Genomic DNA, 22098 nt, shown 5'->3' with positions numbered 1-22098 from the left:
GGCGGACCATCTGCCGACTACGTGTAACGATGAGGGCCATGAAAGGACGCGTACTGGTCGTCGACGACGACCTCGCTCTCGCCGAGATGCTCGGCATCTTGCTGCGGGGCGAAGGCTTCGAGCCGTCGTTCGTCCACGACGGGGACAAGGCGCTCGAGGCGTTCCGGGAGACCCGGCCAGACCTCGTGCTGCTGGACCTGATGCTGCCGGGCGCCGACGGCATCGACGTATGCCGCCAGATCCGTGCCGAGTCCGGCGTCCCGATCGTGATGCTGACCGCCAAGAGCGACACCGTGGACGTGGTGCTGGGGCTGGAGTCGGGCGCCGACGACTACATCGTCAAGCCGTTCAAGCCCAAGGAGCTGGTCGCCCGGGTGCGCGCCAGGCTGCGCCGCACCGAGGAACCGGCTCCCGAGATCCTGCAGATCGGCGACCTCACCATCGACGTCGCCGGGCACTCGGTCAAGCGCGGCGACAAGAGCATCCAGCTCACGCCGCTGGAGTTCGACCTGCTGGTCGCGCTGGCCCGCAAGCCCCGCCAGGTGTTCACCCGAGAGGTGCTGCTGGAACAGGTGTGGGGCTACCGGCACGCGGCCGACACCCGGCTGGTCAACGTGCACGTCCAGCGGCTGCGAGCCAAGATCGAAAAAGATCCCGAGCACCCGGAGATCGTGGTGACCGTCCGGGGCGTCGGGTACAAGGCCGGACCGGCCTGACGCGCGGATTCGACGACCCCCCGTGACGGCCAGGACCCGCCGCGACGGCATGGACCCCTCGCAGGCCCGGGCCCAGGACGCCCCGGGTCGGGTCCCGCGCGCCCGCGGCCGCCGGCGCAGCATCCCCGGCCTCGGCGCCACCGCCCGCCGGGTGACCGAGCAGTCGGCGGTGGCCGGGCTGCGCGGGCATCGGCTGCATCGCGCCCGCCGGTTCGCCCGGCGCGGGCTGGGCGCCGCCCGCCGTCTCCTGCGCCGCGCCGTGCGCCGGCTCTATGCGCAGTGGCGGCGGTCCATCCAGCTCCGGGTGGTCACCGCCACCATGCTGATCTCCGCGGTGGTGGTGGCGATCCTCGGCGTGTTCCTGATGCAGCAGATCACCACCGCCCTGCTGGAGGGCAAGGAGAAGAGCGCGCTGCTGCAGCTCGACGAAGGGCTGGGCGTCCTGCAACGGGAGCTGTCCTCCGGCAACGTCCCCGAGGTCACCCTCAAGGACGTCACCAACCGGCTCATGGCCCGCAGCGGCCCCTCCGGGCTGTATGAGGTCTACATCCGCGACACCGACCAGAAGTACCTGGACGGCTACGCCACCAACGAGGTGCTGCCGGAGAGCGTCCCCGAACGCCTCCGCAGGGCCGTCCGGGAGGACCGCGTCGGCACCCGGCACAGCACCTACAGCGAGATCTCCTACATCGGCCGCGAGTCGGTGCCGGGCCTGGTCGTCGGCGCCGGGAACGGCCGCTATGAGCTGTACTACCTGTTCCCCCTCACCCAGGAGCAGCAGACGCTCAACACCGTGACGCACACCCTGGTGGGCGTCAGCTCGGTGCTGGTGCTGCTGCTGGCGGCGATCGCCTGGCTGGTGACCCGGCAGGTCGTCATTCCGGTGCGGCTGGCCGCGCACGCCGCCGAACGGCTGGCCGCCGGCCGGCTGGAGGAGCGGATGAAGGTCCGGGGCGAGGACGACCTGGCCCGCCTGGCCGCCTCGTTCAACGACATGGCCGGCAACCTGCAGGACAAGATCGGGGAGCTGGAGGAGCTGTCCAAGGTGCAGCGGCAGTTCGTCTCCGACGTCTCGCACGAACTGCGCACCCCGCTGACCACCATCCGGATCGCCGCCGACATGATCTACGAGCACCGCGAGACGTTCCCCGACCCCGCGGTGGGCCGCTCGGCGGAGCTGCTGCAGAGCCAGCTGGAGCGGTTCGAGAACCTGCTGGCCGACCTGCTGGAGATCAGCCGGCACGACGCGGGCGCGGCCACCCTGGACGCCGAGTCCGTCGACGTGCGCGACCTGGTGCTGCGCGCGGTCGGCGACACCGAGGGCCTGGCCGAGCGCAAGGGCAGCAAGATGGTGCTCCAGCTGCCGGGCGAGCCGTGCATGGCCGAGGTGGACCGCCGCCGGGTCGAGCGGATCCTGCGCAACCTGCTGGTGAACGCCGTGGAGCACGGCGAGGGGAAGGACATCGTCGTGTCCGTGGCCGCCGACCGGGACGCGGTGGCGGTGGCCGTCCGCGACCACGGGGTGGGCCTGCAGCCGGGGCACGCCCAGTTGGTGTTCGACCGGTTCTGGCGCGCCGACCCCGCCCGCGCCCGCACCACCGGCGGCACCGGGCTGGGCCTGTCCATCGCCAAGGAGGACGCCCAGCTGCACGGCGGATGGCTGCAGGCGTGGGGCGAGCCGGGCAAGGGGTCGCAGTTCCGGCTGTCCCTGCCGCGGGTCGCCGGCGCCGAGCTGCGCGGCTCCCCGCTGCCGCTCGTCCCGCCGGAGGTCGAGCTGTCCCGGGCGTCGTTCACCGCGCTGACCGTCGGCGAGGGCGACTCCTCCGAGGCCGCTCGTGCCGCCGGGGAGGTCCAGCAGGCGGACCCCGCCCGGAAGGACGGGCCGGACCGGCCCGAGGAGGATCCCGGGGCGCGGCGGGACGACTGGGCCGCGATGTCGGCGACCGGCGCGGAGGGCGGCTCGTCCGCGGGAGGAGAGGGCGACCCGACGGTGAGGGACGGCGACCGGTCATGACGGCTGGAGGGAGGACCGGCGGACCCGCCGGGACGGCGAAGGCGCGGGCGACCCGCATCGGGATCCGGCTGCTGGCCGGCGTGACGGCCCTGGCATGCCTGGCCGGATGCGCCAGCGTTCCGAGCGGCGGCCGGGTGATGTCCGGCCGGTCCGCACGGCGCGCCGAACCGATCACCGACCCGTACGTGCGGCTCGTCCCGGTGCGCCCGCGGCACGACTGGGGGCCACAGGACATCGTCAAGGGCTTCCTCACCGCCTCCGGAGCATTCAACAACGACCACGAGGTGGCGCGCGAATACCTCACCCCCCAGGCCAGCGCCGCCTGGAAGCCCGGGGCCCGGCCGCAGGTGATCGTGCTGCAGAGCGCCCCGAGCGTGTCCACGCCGCGCAGCGGGGGCACCGAGACCACGGTCGAGGTCGTCGCGACCCGGCTGGGCCACATCGGGTCCGACGGCCAGTACGTCGCGCAGAGCGGCAGCACCTACACCACCTCGTTCGGCCTCACCCAGAACGCGGAACGGCAGTGGCGGATCAGCCGGATCCCCCCCGAGCTGCACAACGGGCTGATGCTCGCCAAGGACGACGTGGAGCGGGCGTTCCGCGTGCTCAACCTGTACTTCTTCGAACCCGGCGGCGAGGCGGTGGTCCCCAACGGCATCCACCTGCCGCTGGGCAACCGCCAGGACCTGCCCCGCCAGCTGGTGCAGGCGCTGCTGGACGGGCCCACCGGCTGGCTGCGGCCCGCGGTGCGCAGCCATTTCCCCGCCGGCACCCGCCTGATCGGGGAGAAGGTGTTCATCTCCGACGGCGTCGCCACCGTCGACCTCAGCGAGCACGCCCGCCGCGGCGACCTGCAGCGCATGGCCGCTCAGCTCGGCTGGACGCTGCGGCAGCTGCCCGAGGTCCGCGGCGTCAGGCTGCGCGTCGACGGGGAGACCGTCGACCCGGGCGGACTGGGCACCGTCCAGACCATCGAGGACTGGGCGCGGTTCAGCTTCGACACCGCTCAGAGCGACAGCGAGGAGACCGTCTACCTGCGCGGACCCGACGGGCGGCCGCACCAGCTGCTGGACGCCAGCGCGGTCCCGGCCGGCACGACCGGGCAGGACCGGCTGTACCGGCTGGCGCTGTCCCGGGATCGGAAGATCGCCGGACTGAGCCACACCGGGGACACCGTCTACAGCGGCGACCTGACCGGCGGCGAGCCGATCCGCGCCGTGCTGAGCGCCCGGCGCAAAGGCGGCGTGTTCACCCGGCCCTCCTGGGACCACCGGGGCGTGCTGTGGACGGTGGAGTCCCACCGCGGCGGCTCCACGCTGTGGATGGTCCCGCGCAGCGGAACGGCGGTGCGGGTGCGGGAATGGGGCCTGTCCGCGCACCGGGTGCTGGCCTTCCGGGTGGCCCGCGACGGGGTGCGGGTCGCGGCCATCGTGCAGGTCGGCGGCGACCGGCAGATCTGGCTGGGCCGCATCGTGCACCGTCCGGAGGGCGTCGCGGTCGGCGACTTCCTGCCGCTCAGCGCCGAGCTGGTCGACGCGGTGGACCTGGCCTGGAACGACTCCGGCACCCTGGCGGTGCTGGGCAAGACCAAGGCCACCGCCACCCAGGTGACCCCCTACCTGGTGCCGGTCAGCGGGAACGCCATCACCGCGGTCGGCAGCGGCAGCCTCGGCGAGGCCAGGTCCATCACCGCCGCGCCCGGCTCGCGGATCGTGATCGGCACCGAGATCAACGGCGAGAGCAGCATCTGCCGGCAGAGCACCCTGCGGGACTGGCGGTTCGACGAGTGGAAGTGCGACCCGCTGGGCTCCGACCCGACCTACTGGAACTAGGCACGGGGCCGGGCGCGCCGGAACCGGGACGCGGGTCGGGCGGCGAGGGCGCACGGTCCCGACGGCCGTACGGATGTCCACATCCGCGCGGCCCCGTGGTGACGGCGAGGCGTCGTCGGACATCGTCGCCGCATGACCGCTTTCCTCATCCGCCCGTTCGCGCCGCTGGTCGATCTGCTGCTCCCGCAGCGCTGCGCCGGATGCGCCGCCGTCCCCGTCGTCTTGTGCGACGCCTGCCGGGCGGCCCTGACCCGGCCGCCCCGCCCGGCGTGGCCCGTCCCCAGACCGCCGGGCCTGCCGCCCCCGTGGGCCGTGGCCGCCTACGAGGGCCGGACGCGCGCCGTGCTCCTCGCCTACAAGGAGGCGGGCCGTCTGACGCTGAGGGCCCCTCTCGGCGCCGCCTTGGCCGGCGCCCTCCGGGCCGCCCTGTGCCCGCCCCCGGAGGCGGCGCCCCCCGCGCCGGCGGGGCGGACCTCCTCCGGCGTCCCGTCCGGCCCGCCGACCGCGCCCTTCGATCCGGTCCCCCCGCCGCCGGCGGCGGCCCGCGCCTCTTCCACGGCGCCCTCAGCGGTGCCGGACGTCTCGCCCGCGCCCTCTCCGGCGGCCCGTGCGCCGGCGGGCGCGGCGGAGACGCTGGTGGTGCCGGTGCCGTCGGCGCCGCGGGCCCTGCGTCGCCGCGGACACGATCCGGTGCGGGCGCTCGCCGAGACGGCCGTGGGCGTGCTCGGATCCTCCGGGGTCCCGGTGACCTGCGCCCCCGTGCTGAGGCAGGGGCGAGGGGTGGCCGACCAGTCCGGCCTGGGCGCCGCCGCGCGGACCGCCAACCTCGCCGGTGCACTGCGGGTGACCGATCCCGGGCGCGTCCGCGGCCGTCGGGTGGTCGTGGTGGACGATGTGATCACCTCCGGGGCGACGCTCGCCGAGGCCGCCCGGGCGCTGCGGGCGGCGGGCGCCCGGGTCACGGCCGCGGCCACCGTCGCCGCGACGCTCCGCCGCGTCGGCTGAGGGGCCGCGGCGCACGCCGATGACGGCGCGGCGCCCCGACGGGCGACCCGATCCGGCGCGCCGCCGGGAGGGCGCGTTCCACGGGATCGTGTCCGGCGGGGCGTGGGCGCCGGGCCGCAGCCGGGAGACCGATCGTTTCGCCCGAACGTGATCGAAAGGGGGTGGCCTGCGCTTGGTCGGGGCATGACCGTGCGGGCGATCCACGGCCAAGGGGCGGTCATGGCGGCCTTCGGACAGGTCCGGGTTGTTCAAACTCACTTGAGGGGGACATTCTCCTGTCGTGGCGCGGGGAACGCGCGGGAAGCCCTGTGGCGTAAGGGCTGCGGAGACTTCGACCCCGCCCCGCCGATCTCGATGCGAGATCAGGCGATGACTTTCCGTGAGTTTTCCTCGGCCCACCCCCCTGACTTTCCCGGCATCAGAGGCTAGCGTTCTTGACATGGCACCCGCCCGGGTCCGTGGTTGCGTCGGATCGCGGTGCTCCGCCGGAGCACCGCCGGTCCGGCAAGCCGATGCCAGGCGCAGGCGAAACGGCCCACGTAAGGCGACTTCTCGTCGACCGATCACGGTGCGCCTTAGAGGTAAGTCCTGCCTCGCCGGGGGATCAGACATCCCTCGGAACGGGAGAAGGGGAGTAGTGGCGAGAGCGCTGCGAGACCCTCAGCAGGCGGATGTGGGGACGAAGACCAGGTCGGCCGGGCGGGTGCAACCCACCGAGCGGCGGCCGTCACGGGCCCGGACCATCGCGGCGAGGCGCAGGCCGAGCGACGGTGGTTCGCCGTCACGCGGGGAACGCCTCCCGCGCGGGCGGCGCCCGGGGGCGGTCGAGCATCGCAACCGGGAGAAGGGGGGTCCCACGTGGACATCATCGTGAAGGGCCGGCACACCGACGTCAACGAGCGGTTCCGGCAGCACGTCGACGGCAAGCTGGCCAAGATCGAGCGGCTGGACCAGAAGGTCATCCGTGTCGACGTGGAGGTGTCCGAGGAGCACAACCCGCGTTTGGCCGACCGCCGGGAACGGGTGGAGATCACCATTCGCTCGCGCGGCCCGGTGATCCGCGCCGAGGCCGCCGCCGAGGATCGATACGGGGCCCTGGACCTGGCGATGGACAAACTGGAGTCCCGGCTGCGTCGCGCCGCCGACCGGCGCAAGGCCCACCGCAACGGCGGCAACCGCGCCCCGGCCAAGCTGGCCGCCATGGAACCGCTGCCCGAGCCGATGCCGATGACGCCCGGCTCCGGGCCCACCGCGCCCGAAGCGCGGACCGCCGAGGAGACCCGGCCGGAGGAGCCGGAACCGGCGGCCGAGACCACCCCCGCCGAGACCCCTTCCGCCGAGACCGCGGGCAACCTGGTGCCGATCCCGATGGACGGCGACGGCCCCGTGGTGGTCCGCGAGAAGTTCCACAAGTCGGCGCCCATGACCATCGACCAGGCCCTCTACGAGATGGAGCTGGTCGGCCACGACTTCTTCCTGTTCCGCGACAAGGACAGCGGCCACCCCAGCGTGGTGTACCGCCGGCGAGGCTGGGACTACGGCGTCATCCGGCTGCTGGAGGAGTGAACCGAAGGAGTGGGATCGCTCGACGGCCCGCGGGGGGCCCGGTGATGGGCCGCTTGCGCCATGTCACCGCCTCGGGCGTGTCATGATCTAGGTGGGGCCACCCGGCCCCGCAAGGCGGGCGGCGGGATGGGCGGCCCGCGCGATGGCGCATGCCGCGGGCCGCCGATCTGTACGGCCTTCGCCTGACATGACACCCTCCGAGAGACACAGGGTCGCCGACATTCGAAGGGAGGGGCGGCGTTGTGAGCGAGCACCCCGAGACCGCCGGCGCATCCGGGCGGGCGGCCGGTCCGCCGGCGTCGGACGGGCGGTCCGCGGCCGATCCCATCCGCGTGCTGATCGTCGACGACCACGCCTTGTTCCGCCGGGGCCTGGAGATGGTGCTGGCGAGCGAGGACGACATCGAGGTGATCGGCGAGGGCGGCGACGGCAACGAGGCCGTGGAGATGGCCCGCGACCTGCTGCCCGACGTGCTGCTGATGGACATCCGGATGCCCCGGCGCAGCGGGATCGAGGCGTGCCGGGCGATCAAGGAGTCGGTCCCCAGCGCCAAGATCGTGATGCTCACCATCAGCGACGAGGACAAGGATCTGTTCGAGGCGATCAAGGCCGGGGCCAGCGGCTATCTGCTCAAGGAGATCTCCATCGACGAGGTCCCGCAGGCGGTCCGCGCGGTGCACGGCGGCCAGTCGCTGATCAGCCCGTCCATGGCCTCCAAGCTGATCACCGAGTTCGCCGCGTTGGCCAAGCGCAGCGAGGAGCGTCAGCAGCAGGTGCCCGCCCCCAAGCTCACCGAGCGGGAGATGGAGGTGCTCCGGCTGGTCGCTCGCGGGCTGGGCAACAAGGAGATCGCCAAGGAGCTGTTCATCTCCGAGAACACGGTCAAGAACCACGTCCGCAACATCCTGGAGAAGCTGCAGCTGCACTCGCGGATGGAGGCCGTGGTGTACGCCGTCCGGGAGAAGCTGCTGGAGATCACCTGAGGATCGCGGCGAGGTCTCCGGCGAGGTCTCCATCGATGTCCCCATCGATGTCCCCATCGATGTCTCCGTCGGTGTCGGCGCCCTTCTCTACACTCGCGGCGTGACCGGCGTGGAGCTGACCGCGGACGAGGCGCGACGTATTCAACTGGCCGCCCAGGGGCTGCTGGGGAGCGGGCTGCGACGACAGGGGGTGCCCGGCGTGCTGCGCCGGCTGGGCGCCGTGCAGCTCGACACGATCTCGGTGCTGGCCCGTTCGCATGAGCTGGTGCCGTACGCCCGGTTGGGCGCGGTCGGCCGCGCCGCCGTCGAGGACGCCTATTGGCGTCTCACCCCCGCCGGCACCGGAGTGGCCTTCGAATACTGGGCGCATGCGGCGTGCGTGCTGCCGATGGAGGAGTGGCCGCTGCTGGAGTTCCGCCGCCGCGAGTTCCGCCGCAGGGGCCGCCGCTGGCACGACATATCCCCGGAGGCCTGCGAGGTCGTGCTGAAGCGGCTGCGCGCCGACGGGCCGCTGACCATGCGGGAACTGGGCGGGGCCAAGGCCGGCGGCCAGTGGTGGGATTGGAGCGAACAGAAGATCGCCGTCGAGTGGCTGCTGGACATCGGCGAGGTGGTGTGCGTCCGCCGCGACGGCTGGCGGCGCGTCTACGACCTGCCGGAGCGGGTCGTCCCGGGGGAGCTGCTGGACCGGACGCCCTCCGACGAGGAGTGCCTGCGCCGGCTGGTCGCCCGGGCGGGCCGGGCGCTGGGCGTGGCCACCCGCGCCGATCTGGCCGACTATTACCGGCTCAAGGCCGCCCAGGTCGACTCGGTGATCGCCGACAGCGGCCTGGTGCCGGTCCGGGTGGCGGGCTGGCGGCAGCCCGCCTGGGCCGATCCCGCCGCCGTGGACGCCCCGCCGCGCGGCCGGCACGTCACCACGCTGCTGTCCCCGTTCGACTCGCTGATCTGGGACCGCGACCGGACCTCCCGGGTCTTCGGGTTCGAGCACCGGCTGGAGGCGTACGTGCCGAAGGCCAAGCGCGTCCACGGTTATTTCGCGATGCCCCTGCTGTCCGGCGGCCGCCTGATCGGCCGGGTCGACCCTGCTCGCGACCAGGGCGTTCTGGTCGCCCGCCGCATCGGCCTGGAACCCTGGGCGACCGCCACCCCCGCCCGTGCCGAGGCCTCCGTCGCCGCCCTGGCCACCGCCCTGCGGCGGGCCGCCGCCTGGGTCGGCTGCCGGGACGTCCGCGTCGAGATCCTCGACCCTCCGCACCTGGCCGCGCCCCTGGCCCGGGCGCTGCGCACCGCCTGACCTCGCCGGCCCCGCCCGCCGCTTCGCCGGCCCGCATCGCAGGGCCGTGCCGCAATCGCGTGGGAGCCGCGCCGGACCGATGCCCGGGCGTTTTCCGTCAAGCACGACGTTCTCGGCGGGGCGCGGACGCTTCCGACCGTTGCGGACGTTCCCGGCGCGTCCGGAACGCTCCTGGGGGAGGCGCCGGGAGCCCTCCGAAAGACGCCGAAGACTCCTCGGAGGCGGCGGGAGCGCCGCGGCCCCGCCGGCGGACTCTCGTCCGGTCCGGCGGGGCCGCGACGGCGTGTCGGGGGCCGGAGGAAGCCCGGAGGTCAGCCGTGGGGACGCTGCTCGGGGTCGCTGGTCCTGGGGTGGTCGGAGCGCTCGCCGTGGACGCCGCCGCGGCGCTCGTCGTCTTGGGATCCGAACAGTGAGTAGTTCACCACTTCCGGGATGACCCGCGGCTCGTCCAGGACCACGTCGGAGAAGATGCCGACCGCGATGCCGAGCAGGCCGGCCAGCATCGCGATGGCGACGCCCACCCAGAACAGCAGCCAGTTGGGGCCGATGCACAGTGCGACGCCGCCCACGGTGAAACCGACCAAGGCCACCGCGACGACCGCCCACGAGCTCGGCCGTCCGCCATGCGTTCCCGCCATCGGGCCTCCTTACCCCCCGGGGCGCCGCGGCGCCCGGCAACGTGTGCAAACGTCCGCCCTCTGCGGGTTCCCCGACCGAAGGCCTGGTCGTGGCACCCTGGAGGGCGATCGTTCGGCCTGCTTGTCAACCCCTTACAACTCTTCCTCGCCAGGAGGGGGTCAAACGGTAAAGGGGGTGGATTGCGCCGTCGAGTGACGTAGACCATGCTGGGACTCGCCTACGATGGCAACGTACGTGTGGTGTGCGTGCCGCCGGTCGCGGTGACCCACGAGCTGCAAGGAGCCTCCGAGAGTGCCGCCAGTCATCGACAAGATCCTTCGTGCGGGCGAAGGCAAGATCCTGCGCAAGCTCAAGAAGCTCGCGGATCACGTCAACAGCATCGAGGAGGACTTCCTCGAGATGAGCGACGCGGAGCTGCGCGAGCTGACCGACAAGTACCGCGAGCGCATTGCGGACGGTGAGACGCTGGACGAGCTGTTGCCCGAGGCGTTCGCGACCGCGCGCGAGGCGGCCCGCCGGGTGCTCGGGCAGCGGCACTTCGACGTCCAGGTGATGGGCGGCGCCGCGTTGCACCTGGGCAACATCGCCGAGATGAAGACCGGTGAGGGCAAGACCCTGACCGCGGTCCTCCCGGCGTATCTGAACGCCCTCTCCGGCAAGGGCGTGCACATCGTCACGGTGAACGACTACCTGGCCAAGCGCGACGCCGAGTGGATGGGCCGGGTGCACCAGTTCCTCGGCCTGGAGGTGGGCGTCATCCTGCCGCAGATGACGCCGGAGGAGCGCCGCAGGGCCTACCAGGCCGACATCACCTACGGCACCAACAACGAGTTCGGCTTCGACTACCTGCGCGACAACATGGCCGTGAGCCTGGAGGAGTGCGTCCAGCGCGGCCACAACTACGCCATCGTCGACGAGGTCGACTCGATCCTGATCGACGAGGCCCGGACTCCGCTGATCATCTCCGGCCCGGCCGAGCAGAACACCAAGTGGTACGTGGAGTTCGCCAAGATCGTGCCGCGGCTCAAGCGGGCCAGTGACAAGGACGCCACCGACGGCGACTACCAGGTCGACGAGAAGAAGCGCACCGTCGGCATCCTGGAGTCCGGCGTCGAGAAGGTCGAGGACTGGCTGGGCATCGACAACCTCTACGACCCGGCCAACACCCCGCTGGTCAGCTTCCTCAACAACGCCCTCAAGGCCAAGGAGCTGTACAAGCGCGACCGGGACTACGTCGTGATGAACGGCGAGGTCCTGATCGTGGACGAGTTCACCGGCCGCATCCTGCACGGCCGGCGCTACAACGAGGGCATGCACCAGGCCATCGAGGCCAAGGAGGGCGTGCCGATCAAGGACGAGAACCAGACGCTCGCCACGATCACCCTGCAGAACTACTTCCGGCTGTACGAGAAGCTGGCCGGCATGACGGGCACCGCCCTGACCGAGGCCTCGGAGTTCAACAAGATCTACAAGCTCGGCGTGGTGCCCATTCCGACCAACAAGCCGATGATCCGCAAGGATCACCCGGACGTGGTCTACAAGACCGAGCAGGCCAAGTTCGAGGCCGTGGTCGACGACATCGCCGAGCGGCACGCCAAGGGCCAGCCGGTGCTGGTCGGCACCACCTCGGTGGAGAAGTCCGAGCGGCTGAGCAAGATGCTCAAGCGGCGCGGCATCCCGCACGAGGTGCTCAACGCCAAGCACCACGAGAAGGAGTCGGCGATCGTCGCCGAGGCGGGCCGGCTGGGCGCGGTCACCGTGGCCACCAACATGGCCGGCCGCGGCACCGACATCATGCTCGGCGGCAACCCCGACTTCATCGCCGACCGGGAGCTGCACGAGCGCGGGCTGTCCCCGCTGGAGACGCCCGAGGAGTACGAGGCCGCCTGGCCGGAGGCGCTGGAGAAGGCCAAGGAGGCCGTCAAGGGCGAATACGACAAGGTCGTCGAGGCCGGCGGCCTGTACGTGGTGGGCACCGAGCGGCACGAGTCGCGGCGGATCGACAACCAGCTGCGCGGCCGGTCCGGCCGGCAGGGCGACCCGGGCGAGTCCCGGTTCTACCTGTCGCTGGAGGACGACCTGATGCGGCTGTTCAACTCCGTCCGGGTCGAGGCGATCATGAACCGCCTCAACATCCCCGACGACGTGCCGATCGAGTCCAAGATCGTCACCAAGGCCATCCAGTCCGCCCAGACCCAGATCGAGCAGCAGAACTTCGAGATCCGCAAGAACGTCCTCAAGTACGACGAGGTCCTCAACCGGCAGCGTCAGGTGATCTACGCCGAGCGCCGCAAGGTGCTGGAGGGCGCCGACCTGCACGAGCAGGTACGCCGGATGATCGACGAGGTCATCGACGGCTATGTGGCCGGCGCCACCCAGGAGGGCTTCGCCGAGGACTGGGACCTGGACAAGCTCTGGAAGGCCTTCCAGCAGCTCTACCCGATCAGCGTCACGCTCGACGACGTGGTCGAGGAGGTCGGCGGCGACATCTCGGCGCTGGACGCCGAGACCCTCGCCGAACGGATCCGCAAGGACGCCCAGGAGGCCTACGACAAGCGCGAGGCCGAGCTGAGCCCGGAGGTCATGCGCGAGCTGGAGCGCCGGGTCATCCTGTCGGTGCTGGACCGCAAGTGGCGCGAGCACCTGTACGAGATGGACTACCTCCAGGAGGGCATCGGCCTGCGGGCCATGGCGCAGCGCGACCCGCTGGTGGAGTACCAGCGCGAGGGCTACGACATGTTCAACGCCATGCTCGACGGCATCAAGGAGGAGTCGGTCAGCTACCTGTTCAACCTCGAGGTCGAGGTCGAGGAGCAGCCCGCTCCGGCCGTGGGCGAGCAGCCGGTCGCGGTCGCCGACACCGCGGTGGAGGAGAAGGCCGACGCCGAGTCCGCCGAGGATCGGGAGAAGGTCGAGCTCGAGAAGGCCGAGAAGAAGAGCGAGGAGGCCCCAGCCATCCGCGCCAAGGGCCTGGAGGAGCAGAAGCGGCCCAAGCGGCTGGAGTACACCGCGCCGACCGTGGACGGCGAAGGCGGCGTGGAGGTCCACAGCGAGGAGGCCAAGGACGAGTTCGCCGGCGTCGGGCGCAACGACCCCTGCCCGTGCGGCTCGGGCAAGAAGTACAAGCGCTGCCACGGCAGCCCGCGCAGCAAGGCCTGATCGGATCTCACCGACCTTCGGCGGCCTTCCGGCGTCGCGCCGGAAGGCCGCCGGCGTTGTGCGGGCTCAGCGTCGTGAGGCCGTGGTCTCCAGCACCGTGCACCGCCAGCGTCCGCGTCGCCGCTCCAGCCGCAGCGCCAGCGCCTGCACCCGTCCGGCCACCGTGACGACCGCCCCGGCCTCCGCCGCCTGAGGCGTGGGCCGCTGCAGCCACGAGGCCAGCACCCGCGGGGCGCGGATCGGCCCTCTCGCCGGCATCGCCGGGGCGATCGCCGCCAGCTCCCCGCACACCTGGGGAGAGGCCAGCCTCTCCAGCTGACGCGACGGCCGGATCCCGGCCAGCACCTCCGCGATCATCCGAACGGTCGCCTCCGCCGCGATCCGCAGCTGCGGTTCCTCCGCGCCGGCCGCCGCCGGTCTCGACCGGATGACCGGGGCCCGTCCGGCGGGCCGGCCCCGCCGGAGGGCCTTCGCGGGCGGTGTCGGGGGCCGCACGGGCGAGGGGCCGGCTCCGGGGCGTCGGGCCTGCGCCGGACCGCCGGGACGCAGCGCCAAAGAGCCGTTCGTCGCGGGCGCGGGCACGTAGGGGAACAGCCGGACGGCCCGGGAGCCGTGACGGGGGGTTCGCGCGGACATCGCCGTCTCCTTCGCAGATGAGATCGATGCGGACGACGGACAAGAGGAGCCGCGCACCACGGTTGATACATCGTGGCCGGATGTGGCCAGTTCGGTAACGCCCGCCGGAGATCAGCGCCCCGCCGGGGGACGGAGGCCGCCCGGGGAGACCGGAGGCCGTCTGAAAGACGGCGAGGCGGGCGCCCAAGGGCGCCCGCCTCGCTCGAGGGTTCCGGTCCCGCCGATCAGCCGCCGGAGGACGCGCCCTCAGGCGATGCGCCCTTCGGCGACGCGCCCGTGGAGGCGTTCCCCTCGGGGGCCGCGGCGACCTCGGGGGCGGCCGAGGGGTCGGCGGCGACGGACTCCACGCCCTCGGGCTCGCGGCCGGGGGTGGGGATGTTCAGCGCCCGGATCAGGACGCTGAACAGCAGGTAGTAGACGACGGCGTAGATCAGGCCGAGGACGATCAGCCCGACCAGGTTCTTGGTGTTGTCCTTGCTGGCGTTCAGCGCCATGTCGATCGCCCCGGCCGAGAAGCTGAAGCCCAGCTTCATGTTGAACGCGTCGGCGAGCGCCATGGACACGCCGGTCAGCAGGGCGTGCACGCCGAACAGGAGCGGGGCGACGAAGATGAACGCGAACTCGATCGGCTCGGTGATCCCGGTGACGAACGCGGTCAGCCCGGCGGAGAACATGATGCCGCCCACGGCCTTGCGGCGGTGCGGGGGAGCGGCGCGCCAGATCGCCAGCGCGGCGGCCGGGAGGGCGAACATCAGCACCGGGAAGTACCCGGCCATCGACCAGCCGGCGCCGTCCGCGCCGTTGAGGTAGCAGTTGAGGTCGCCGGTGTAGGTCTTGCCGCCGACGGTGCACTCGGGGATCTGGAACCAGACCACGTTGTTGGGGATGTGGTGCAGGCCCAGCGGCAGCAGCAGCCGGTTGACCACGCCGTAGACGCCGGCGCCCAGGGTGCTGTTGCGCTCCACCCACTCGCCGAAGTCGGTGAGCCAGCTGCCCAGCACCGGCCAGATCCAGCCGAACAGCAGGCCCAGCACGGTCGCGGCGAACGCGGTGATGATCGGCACGAACCGGCGGCCGCCGAAGAACGCCAGCCAGGTCGGCAGCTTGATCCGGTAGTAGCGCTGGTAGAGCAGGGCGGCGGTGATGCCGATGACGATGCCGCCGAGCACCTGGGTGGGGTTGCCGGCCGCAAGGTCCAGCACTTCGTTGGGCCGCCCGGGGTTCTCCGGGTCGAACAATGCCTTGACCACCCGGGGCCGCAGCTCCTCGGAGTGGAAGAACATGTTCATGCTGACGTAGTGGAAGACCAGGTAGCCCACCACGGCCGCCAGGGCGGTCGAACCGTCGGATTTGCGGGCGAAGCCGACCGCCACGCCGACCGCGAACAGCAGCGGCAGCCAGTCGAACAACGCCCCTCCGGCGGCGGCGAACACCTCGGCGACCCGGTCGGCGCCGGAGAAGCTGATCCAGGCGTCGGTGTTCTCGCCGAGCACGTCCGGCTGTCCGAGACGCAGCAGCAGACCGGCGGCGGGTAGGACGGCGATCGGCAGCATCAGGCTGCGGCCGATGCGCTGGAGGACCGCGAGGGCCCGGGATCCTCGTTTGGGGGCGGCGGTGCCGCCGGCGGTTGCGGAAGTGCTCATCAGAGGGTGCCTCCTGCTGATGCCGATGGGCTAGGCCCGGCGGGGTGGTGGATTTCCAAGGGCCGTGTGGATCTGGTAGCGATCGGCCCGGTAGGTCGACACGCCCAGTTCCGCGCAGACGCCGTTCATGTAGGAACGGCGCTGCAGGAGCAGCACGGGGCTGCCCTTGGGGATCTTGAGCCGTTTCGCCTCGGTGGCGTCGGCCACGCCGGCGTCGATGGTCTGGTCGCCGGCGTCGAAGACGATTCCGTAGACCGCCTCCAGCACGCCGTACAGCGAGCGGTCGGCCAGTCTGCGGTCCAGCAGGTCGGGGGCCAGTGAGGCCAGGATGTGCGAGCGTTCGATGGCCATCGGTTCGCCGTCGGCGGTGCGCAGCCGCTCGATCACGTGGATCGGGGTGCCCTCCTCCACGTCGAACAGCCGGGCCAGCCGGCCGTCGGCCGGGACGGTCCGCCGGGACAGGTCGATCGCGCCGGGCCGCAGCCCGCGCGAGAGCATGTCCTCGGAGAAGGAGACCAGCCGCAGCGGCACCTCCAGCTTGGGCCGGGCCACGAAGGTGCCCTTGCCCGGCACCCGGTACAACCGGCCCTCGGCGACCAGCTGCTCCACTCCCTGGCGCACCGTCATCCGGGACAGGCCGTAGCGGGCGCACAGCTCGCGCTCGGAGGGGATCGGCGAGTCCACGGGCAGCTCCGAGCGCTCGATCATGTCCAGCAGGATCGTGCGGAGCTGGAAGTACTTCGGTACTGGGCTGGTCGGGTCGATGCTCGTCACTGGCGTCCTCGGGTGCGGGACCGCGGGGCCGTCCGGCCTCCCGCCGCCTCCGGTCCGGTTCGTACTGGTCTAGGCCGGACTAGACCACAGCCTGGGAAGATGTGTCAACAGACCACCGCATAACGGCCTGATCACGGTCGACCGTGCGGGCGGAGCGCGGGAAAGTCCGGACACCCCCTAGGCAACCGTACGAAGTGCGCGCTATGGTCCGTACTGGTCTAGGCCGGACTAGACCAGTGGTGGCGGCCATTGACAACGTCCGATCGGCAGCGGAGAGTGCCCAGAAGATGACCTCCTACCTCGTCGCCGCGCGCGCCCTCGCGGCCGCCGGCCGCCCGGGGCTCGGCCCCGGCTGGCTGCGGATCGCGGACGGTGTGATCGCCGAGGTGGGCGCCGGCGACCCGCCCGCCTCGCCCGATCTGCGGCTGGAGACCGGGATGCTCGCCCCGGGCCTGGTGGACCTGCAGGTGAACGGGTTCTTCGGGCACGATCTGGCGGACGCCGACGAGGCCGGATGGCGCACCGTGGTGAGCCGGCTGCCGGAGACCGGGGTGACGGCGTTCCTGCCCACGTTCATCACCGCCCCGATCCGCGCCCAGGAGGCGGCGCTGCGGCGCGTCAAGGGGCTGCTGCCCCGGCTGCCCGCCGGCGCCCGCGTGCTGGGGATCCATCTGGAGGGGCCCTTCCTGTCGGAGCGGCGGCGCGGCGCGCACAACGCCGCCTGGCTCACCGATCCCACCCCCGAGGCGCTGGCGACCCTGCTGGACACCGGCATGGTCCGGCTGGTGACGCTGGCCCCCGAGCGGCCCGGCGGCCTGGACGCCGTGCGGACCCTCGTCGAGCACGGCGTGCTGGTCAGCATCGGGCACAGCGACGCCACCGCCGAGCAGACGGCCCGGGCCGCCGACGCCGGAGCGCGCAAGGTCACCCACCTGTTCAACGCCCAGTCCGGTGTTCACCACCGCGAGCCGGGGGTGGCCGCGCAGGCGCTCGCCGACCCGCGGCTGCACCCGGGCCTGATCCTGGACCTGCACCATGTGTCGGCCCCGGCCGCCCGGCTGGCGTTCAACGCCGCGGCGGGCCGGCTGGTGCTGGTGACCGACGCCGCCGCCGCGGCGGGGATGCCGCCCGGCCGGTACGAGCTGGGCGGCGAGCCGATCGAGCTGCCCGCCGACGGGCCCCCGCTGCGCGCCGACGGCACCCTCGCCGGCTCGGCGCTGCGGCTGGACGCCGCCGTCGGCAACGCCATCGCCCTCGGCGTCGACCCGCGGACCGCGATCGACGCCGCCTCCCGCGTCCCGGCCGACCTGATCGGCCGCCCCGACCTCGGCCGGATCGAGCCCGGCGCGGCCGCCGACCTGACCTGGCTGGTCCCCGACGCCGCCGGGGCGCTGCGGGCGCACCGCACCTGGGTCGCCGGGGACGTGGTGTGGAGCCGGCCGGACGGAGGGGGCGCACGGTGACGATCACCCGGATGCGCGCCGAGATCGCCGAGCAGCCCGCCGCGCTGCGGCGCACCCTCGACGCCCTGCTGCCCGCCGTCCCCGAGATCGCCCGCCTGGCCGAGCGGACCCGGCAGGTGCTGTTCATCGCCCGGGGCTCCTCCGACAACGCCGCGACCTACGGCCGCTACCTGATCGAGGCGCACGCCGGACGGCTGGCCACTCCGGCGGCCCCGTCGATCGCGACCGCCTACCGCCGGCGGATCGACCTGACCGGCGTGCTGGCGGTGGCGATCAGCCAGTCCGGCAAGACCGAGGAGATCGTGGAGACGTTGGGCTGGGCCGCCGACTGCGGCGCCCGGACCGTCGCGATCACCAACGGGGCCGCCTCCCCGCTGGCCGACGCCGCCGACCTGGCGCTGATCACCGAGGCCGGCGACGAGGAGGCGGTCCCCGCCACCAAGACCTACAGCACCCAGCTGGCGGCGCTGGCGGTGCTCGCTCTCGGGCTGGGCGCCGACGTCGATCCCGACGACCTGCGGCGCGTCCCCGACGAGGCGGACCGGCTGATCGAGCAGACCTCCGCCTCGCCCGCCCTGGCGGCGATGGTCGCCGAGCTCGCCCCGGTGTCCGGAACGGTGGTCTCCGGGCGCGGCATCGCCTTCGGCACCGCCCTGGAGCTGGCGCTCAAGCTCAAGGAGGCGTGCTACCTGCACGCCATGGGCCTGTCGTACGCCGACCTGCTGCACGGACCGATCGCCGTCGTCGACCCGCGCACCCCGGCGATCCTGGTCGCCGCCGAGGAGGGCCCCACGCTGCCGGGGACGGTGGCGCTGGCCCGGCGGGTCACCGGAGCCGGCGCCCGCGCCTACGGCATCGGCGGCGGAGCGGACCTGGCGGAGGTCTGCGCGCACACGCTGCCGGGCCCCCGGCTGCCGGAGTGGGCGGCGCCGCTCGGGCTGATCGTCCCGGGACAGGTGCTGGTGGAGGCGCTGGCCCGTGCGCTGGGGCTGAATCCCGACCTGCCGCGAGGACTCAACAAGGTCACGCAGACCGACTGACGCGAGGAGCAGCAATGGACAAGGCCGAGGCCATCGTCGCCGCGCTGGGCGGAGCGGGGAACATCGTGGAGATCGAGCCCTGCGCCACCCGGCTGCGCACCCAGGTCTCCGACCCGTCCCGGGTGGACGAGGCCGCGCTGAAGGCGGCCGGCGCGTTCGGCGTGATGCGCAGCGGAACGGTGGTCCAGGTGGTGGTCGGACCGGAGGCGGACACCCTCGCCACCGACATCGAGGACCTGCTGTGAGCGGAGGGCCGGTGACGCGAGTCCTCTCGCCCGTCAGCGGGCGGGTGGTCGGGCTGGCCGGGGTGCCCGATCCGGTGTTCGCCCAGGCCATGGTGGGCCCCGGCACCGCGGTCGATCCGGTGCGCGCCCCCGGCGAGGCGATCGCCCCGGTCAACGGCACGCTCGTCAAGCTGCATCCGCACGCCTACGTGGTGGTCGACGAGCGGGGCCACGGGGTGCTGGTGCACCTGGGCGTGGACACCGTCCACCTCAAGGGCGAGGGCTTCGAGCTGCTGGCCGCCGAGGGCGAGGAGGTGACCGCGGGGCGGCCGCTGGTGCGCTGGAACCCGGCCCGGATCGAGGCCGGCGGCCGGTCCCCGGTCACCGCGGTGGTCGCGTTGGACGCCACCGCCGAGGCGCTGGTGGACGTGCGCGAGTCCGGCGAGGTGGAGAAGGGCGCCGAGCTGTTCTCATGGCCGTGATGCAACCCCAGGCCGTCGTCTTCGACCTGGACGGCACGCTGATCCACACCGAGCCGCGCAACCGGCTGCTGTGGGCCAAGCTGTTCGAGACGCACGGGGTCCCGCACGACGAGGAGCTGATCGGCTCGTTCGCCGGGCGGCGCGGTCGGGAGGTGCTGGCCGAGGTGCTGCACCTGTTCCCGGGCGAGCACACCGTCGAGGAGCTGCTCCGGCAGGTGGTCGCGTTCGAGGAGCATCCGGACTGGCCGCCGGCCGAGCCGGTGCCGGGGGCGGTCGAGCTGGTGCGGACGCTGCACGCCGAGAACGTGCCGCTGGGGCTGGTGACCTCCGGGCTGCGCCCGTACGCCGAGGGACTGCTGGCCGAGCTGGGGGTGGCCGACCTGCTGGACGTGGTGATCACCGCCGACGACGTCGAACGGGGCAAACCGCATCCGGAGGGATATGCGACCGCCTGCGCCCGGCTGGGCGTCGAACCGGCGCGCTCGGTGGCGTTCGAGGACGCGCCCGCCGGGGTCGCCGCGGCCAAGGCCGCGGGTATGGCGGTGATCGGGGTGAGCACCACGGTGCCCCCGCATCGGCTCGCCCAGGCCGATCGCGTCGTGCCGAACCTGCTGGAGATTCGATGGCCTCTGCACATCGGGGGCTGAGCGGGGGCCGCAGAGGCTCCGCTCCGGGTGACAACGAGGAGAGATCGTGGCCCAGCGTCATGTGAGAGTCCTGTCCAAGGTGGGGCTGCACGCCCGTCCCGCCGCGCTGTTCGTGCAGACCGCCACCAAGGCGCCGATGGAGGTCACCGTCGCCAAGCCGGGCAAGGACCCGGTGAACGCCAAGAGCATCCTGGCGGTGCTCGGACTGGACGTGAGGCACGGTGAGGAGATCACCATCACCGTCGAGGGGGAGGGGGACGCCGAGCGGCTGCTGGACGAGCTGGAGGCGGCGGTGAACGTCGAGGCCGAGAGTGCCTGACGGGCGGTCGCGGGTGCTGACCGGCACCGGGGTCAGCCCCGGGACCGGCGTGGGACCGGTGGCGCGGGTGGCGGGGGCGGTGCCCGAACCGCCCGCGACGCCCCACGGCGGCACCCCCGACGAGGTGCGCGCCCAGCGGGAGGCCGCCGCCGCGGCGCTCCGGGCCGTCGCCGCCGACCTGGAGGAGCGCGGTGCGCGCGCCGCCGAGGCCGGCCGCACCGAGGCCCGTGACGTGCTGGGCGCCCAGGCCATGATGGCCCGCGACCCGATGCTGGCCGAGAGCGTGGACTCCCGGATCGCGGAGGGGGCGACCGCGGCCCGCGCGGTGTACGAGGCGTTCGGCGTCTACCGCGAGATGCTGGCGGGCGCGGGGGAGTACCTGGCCGCCCGGGTCGGCGACCTCGACGACGTCCGGGACCGCGCGGTGGCCCGGCTGCTGGGCGTGCCGATGCCCGGCGTGCCGGAGCGCGACGAGCCGTTCGTGCTGGTCGCCCGGGACCTGGCGCCCGCCGACACGGCGGTGCTGGACCCGCGGAAGGTGGTCGCCTTCGTCACCGAGGAGGGCGGGCCGACCAGCCACACCGCGATCCTGGCCCGCGCCATGGGGGTGCCCGCCGTGGTCGCCTGCCCCGGCTGCGCCGACCTGGCCGACGGGACGCGGGTGCTGGTCGACGGGACCGCCGGGACGGTGCGGATCGACCCGGCCGAGGCGGAGGTCGACGCGGCCCGCCGGGCCTCGGCCGCCCGGACCGCCGCGCTCGCCGAGACCAGGGGGCCGGGTGCGACCAAGGACGGCCGCCCGGTGCCGTTGCTGGCCAACGTCGGCGGCCCGGCCGATCTCGCCGCGGCGCTGGAGGCCGGCGCCGAAGGGGTCGGGCTGTACCGGACGGAGTTCCTGTTCCTGGACCGCTCGCACCCGCCGTCCGACGCCGAGCAGCAGGCCGCCTACCGGGCCGTTCTGGAGGCGTTCCCGCGGGGCCGGGTGGTGGTCCGGGTGCTGGACGCGGGCGCGGACAAGCCGCTGGCGTTCCTGCCCCCGCCCTCCGGCGAGCCCAACCCCGCCCTCGGCGAACGCGGCCTGCGCATGCTGCGCCGCCATCCCGAGGTGCTCGCCGGACAGCTCCGCGCGCTGGCCCGGGCCGCCGAGGGCCTCACCGCCCGCCTGGAGGTGATGGCCCCGATGGTCACCGACGTCACCGAGGCGCGCGCGTTCGCCGCCGCCTGCGCCGAGGCCGGCATCGATCACCCCGGCGTGATGATCGAGGTGCCCGCCGCCGCCCTGCGCGCCGGCGACCTGGCCCGCGAGGTGGAGTTCTTCAGCATCGGCACCAACGACCTGACCCAGTACGCCTGCGCCGCCGACCGGCAGGTCGGCGCTCTGTCCCACCTGCAGGACCCCTGGCAGCCCGCCGTCCTCGACCTGGTCTCCCTGGCCGCCGAGGCCGCCGCCGACGCCGGACGCGGCTGCGGCGTCTGCGGTGAGGCCGCCGCCGACCCGGCGCTGGCGTGCGTGCTGGTCGGCCTGGGCGCCACCTCCCTGTCCATGAGCGCGCCGGCCCTGCCGCCGGTCCGCGCCGCCCTGGCCCGCCACACCTTCGCCGAGTGCCGCCGGGCGGCCGTGGCGGCGCGTTCCGCGGCGACGGCGGAGCAGGCCCGCGC

At 73.1% G+C, this 22098-nt stretch carries 19 protein-coding genes; 15 read left to right on the top strand and 4 right to left on the bottom strand.

Annotation, left to right across the window (positions count from 1 at the left end; all coding sequences use genetic code 11):
• Positions 1-38 precede the first annotated feature (38 nt).
• The 7 genes from mtrA to EIO00_RS17820 all read left to right on the top strand — a co-directional run bounded on the left by mtrA (position 39) and on the right by EIO00_RS17820 (position 9413).
• The gene (mtrA, locus tag EIO00_RS17850; protein ID WP_140180444.1) at positions 39-716 is read left to right on the top strand and encodes an MtrAB system response regulator MtrA; all 678 of its coding nucleotides are present in this window, start codon (positions 39-41) and stop codon (positions 714-716) included.
• 319 nt (positions 717-1035) lie between these two features.
• A complete protein-coding gene (gene mtrB / locus EIO00_RS17845) occupies positions 1036-2730 on the top strand; it encodes an MtrAB system histidine kinase MtrB (protein WP_241661442.1) in 1695 nt (564 codons plus the stop codon).
• Positions 2727-4562: an LpqB family beta-propeller domain-containing protein gene (locus EIO00_RS17840; protein ID WP_140180442.1), complete on the top strand. Its 1836-nt coding sequence runs from the start codon at positions 2727-2729 to the stop codon at positions 4560-4562. Before mtrB ends, EIO00_RS17840 begins: the two co-directional genes overlap by 4 nt.
• A gap of 132 nt (positions 4563-4694) precedes the next feature.
• Entirely contained in the window at positions 4695-5567 is an 873-nt protein-coding gene (locus EIO00_RS17835; RefSeq protein ID WP_140180440.1) for a ComF family protein, read from the top strand.
• A gap of 858 nt (positions 5568-6425) precedes the next feature.
• A complete protein-coding gene (gene hpf / locus EIO00_RS17830) occupies positions 6426-7133 on the top strand; it encodes a ribosome hibernation-promoting factor, HPF/YfiA family (RefSeq protein ID WP_140180438.1) in 708 nt (235 codons plus the stop codon).
• A gap of 242 nt (positions 7134-7375) precedes the next feature.
• Positions 7376-8116, top strand: a complete 741-nt coding sequence (locus EIO00_RS17825) for a response regulator (RefSeq protein WP_140180436.1) — start codon at positions 7376-7378, stop codon at positions 8114-8116.
• A gap of 100 nt (positions 8117-8216) precedes the next feature.
• Positions 8217-9413: a winged helix-turn-helix domain-containing protein gene (locus tag EIO00_RS17820; protein WP_140180434.1), complete on the top strand. Its 1197-nt coding sequence runs from the start codon at positions 8217-8219 to the stop codon at positions 9411-9413.
• Positions 9414-9724: 311 nt separating this feature from the next.
• On the opposite strand, the gene EIO00_RS17815 is transcribed toward EIO00_RS17820, so the two are convergent.
• Complete coding sequence (locus EIO00_RS17815; protein WP_140180432.1) at positions 9725-10051, bottom strand: HGxxPAAW family protein; 327 nt, start codon at positions 10049-10051, stop codon at positions 9725-9727.
• A gap of 292 nt (positions 10052-10343) precedes the next feature.
• Between EIO00_RS17815 and secA the strand changes: the two genes are divergently transcribed.
• The gene (gene secA, locus EIO00_RS17810) at positions 10344-13211 is read left to right on the top strand and encodes a preprotein translocase subunit SecA (protein ID WP_140180430.1); all 2868 of its coding nucleotides are present in this window, start codon (positions 10344-10346) and stop codon (positions 13209-13211) included.
• Positions 13212-13277: 66 nt separating this feature from the next.
• On the opposite strand, the gene EIO00_RS24845 is transcribed toward secA, so the two are convergent.
• From EIO00_RS24845 to EIO00_RS17795, 3 genes are all read right to left on the bottom strand, one after another.
• Positions 13278-13847 (bottom strand): Rv3235 family protein, encoded by a 570-nt coding sequence (locus EIO00_RS24845; RefSeq protein WP_206664172.1) that lies wholly within the window; start codon positions 13845-13847, stop codon positions 13278-13280.
• A gap of 224 nt (positions 13848-14071) precedes the next feature.
• A complete protein-coding gene (locus EIO00_RS17800) occupies positions 14072-15490 on the bottom strand; it encodes a PTS transporter subunit EIIC (RefSeq protein WP_140180426.1) in 1419 nt (472 codons plus the stop codon).
• A 30-nt stretch (positions 15491-15520) separates the two neighbouring features.
• Positions 15521-16264 carry a GntR family transcriptional regulator gene (locus EIO00_RS17795; RefSeq protein WP_140180424.1) on the bottom strand — a complete coding sequence of 248 codons (744 nt, stop codon included), beginning with the start codon at positions 16262-16264 and terminating at the stop codon, positions 15521-15523.
• A gap of 287 nt (positions 16265-16551) precedes the next feature.
• Between EIO00_RS17795 and nagA the strand changes: the two genes are divergently transcribed.
• From nagA to ptsP, 7 genes are all read left to right on the top strand, one after another.
• Positions 16552-17727, top strand: coding sequence for an N-acetylglucosamine-6-phosphate deacetylase (gene nagA, locus EIO00_RS17790; protein WP_140180422.1), 1176 nt, complete (start codon positions 16552-16554; stop codon positions 17725-17727).
• Between the two features lie 11 nt (positions 17728-17738).
• Positions 17739-18767, top strand: a complete 1029-nt coding sequence (locus tag EIO00_RS17785) for an SIS domain-containing protein (protein WP_140180519.1) — start codon at positions 17739-17741, stop codon at positions 18765-18767.
• A 14-nt stretch (positions 18768-18781) separates the two neighbouring features.
• Positions 18782-19012, top strand: coding sequence for a PTS sugar transporter subunit IIB (locus EIO00_RS17780; RefSeq protein WP_140180420.1), 231 nt, complete (start codon positions 18782-18784; stop codon positions 19010-19012).
• Positions 19013-19023: 11 nt separating this feature from the next.
• Complete coding sequence (locus EIO00_RS17775; protein ID WP_140180418.1) at positions 19024-19473, top strand: PTS sugar transporter subunit IIA; 450 nt, start codon at positions 19024-19026, stop codon at positions 19471-19473.
• On the top strand, positions 19473-20120 hold the full coding sequence (locus EIO00_RS17770; protein WP_140180416.1) for an HAD family hydrolase: 648 nt from the start codon (positions 19473-19475) through the stop codon (positions 20118-20120). The genes EIO00_RS17775 and EIO00_RS17770 overlap by 1 nt, the downstream gene beginning before the upstream one ends.
• A gap of 46 nt (positions 20121-20166) precedes the next feature.
• The gene (locus tag EIO00_RS17765; RefSeq protein ID WP_140180414.1) at positions 20167-20439 is read left to right on the top strand and encodes an HPr family phosphocarrier protein; all 273 of its coding nucleotides are present in this window, start codon (positions 20167-20169) and stop codon (positions 20437-20439) included.
• Positions 20432-22098 (top strand): phosphoenolpyruvate--protein phosphotransferase (gene ptsP, locus EIO00_RS17760; RefSeq protein ID WP_206664171.1); only part of this gene is annotated, 1667 nt, incomplete at its 3' end. The genes EIO00_RS17765 and ptsP, both read left to right, overlap by 8 nt.

The organism is Thermomonospora catenispora, from assembly GCF_006363815.1.
Lineage (GTDB): Bacteria > Actinomycetota > Actinomycetes > Streptosporangiales > Streptosporangiaceae > Thermomonospora > Thermomonospora catenispora.
This window is presented reverse-complemented; position numbering and strand designations above follow the sequence as displayed.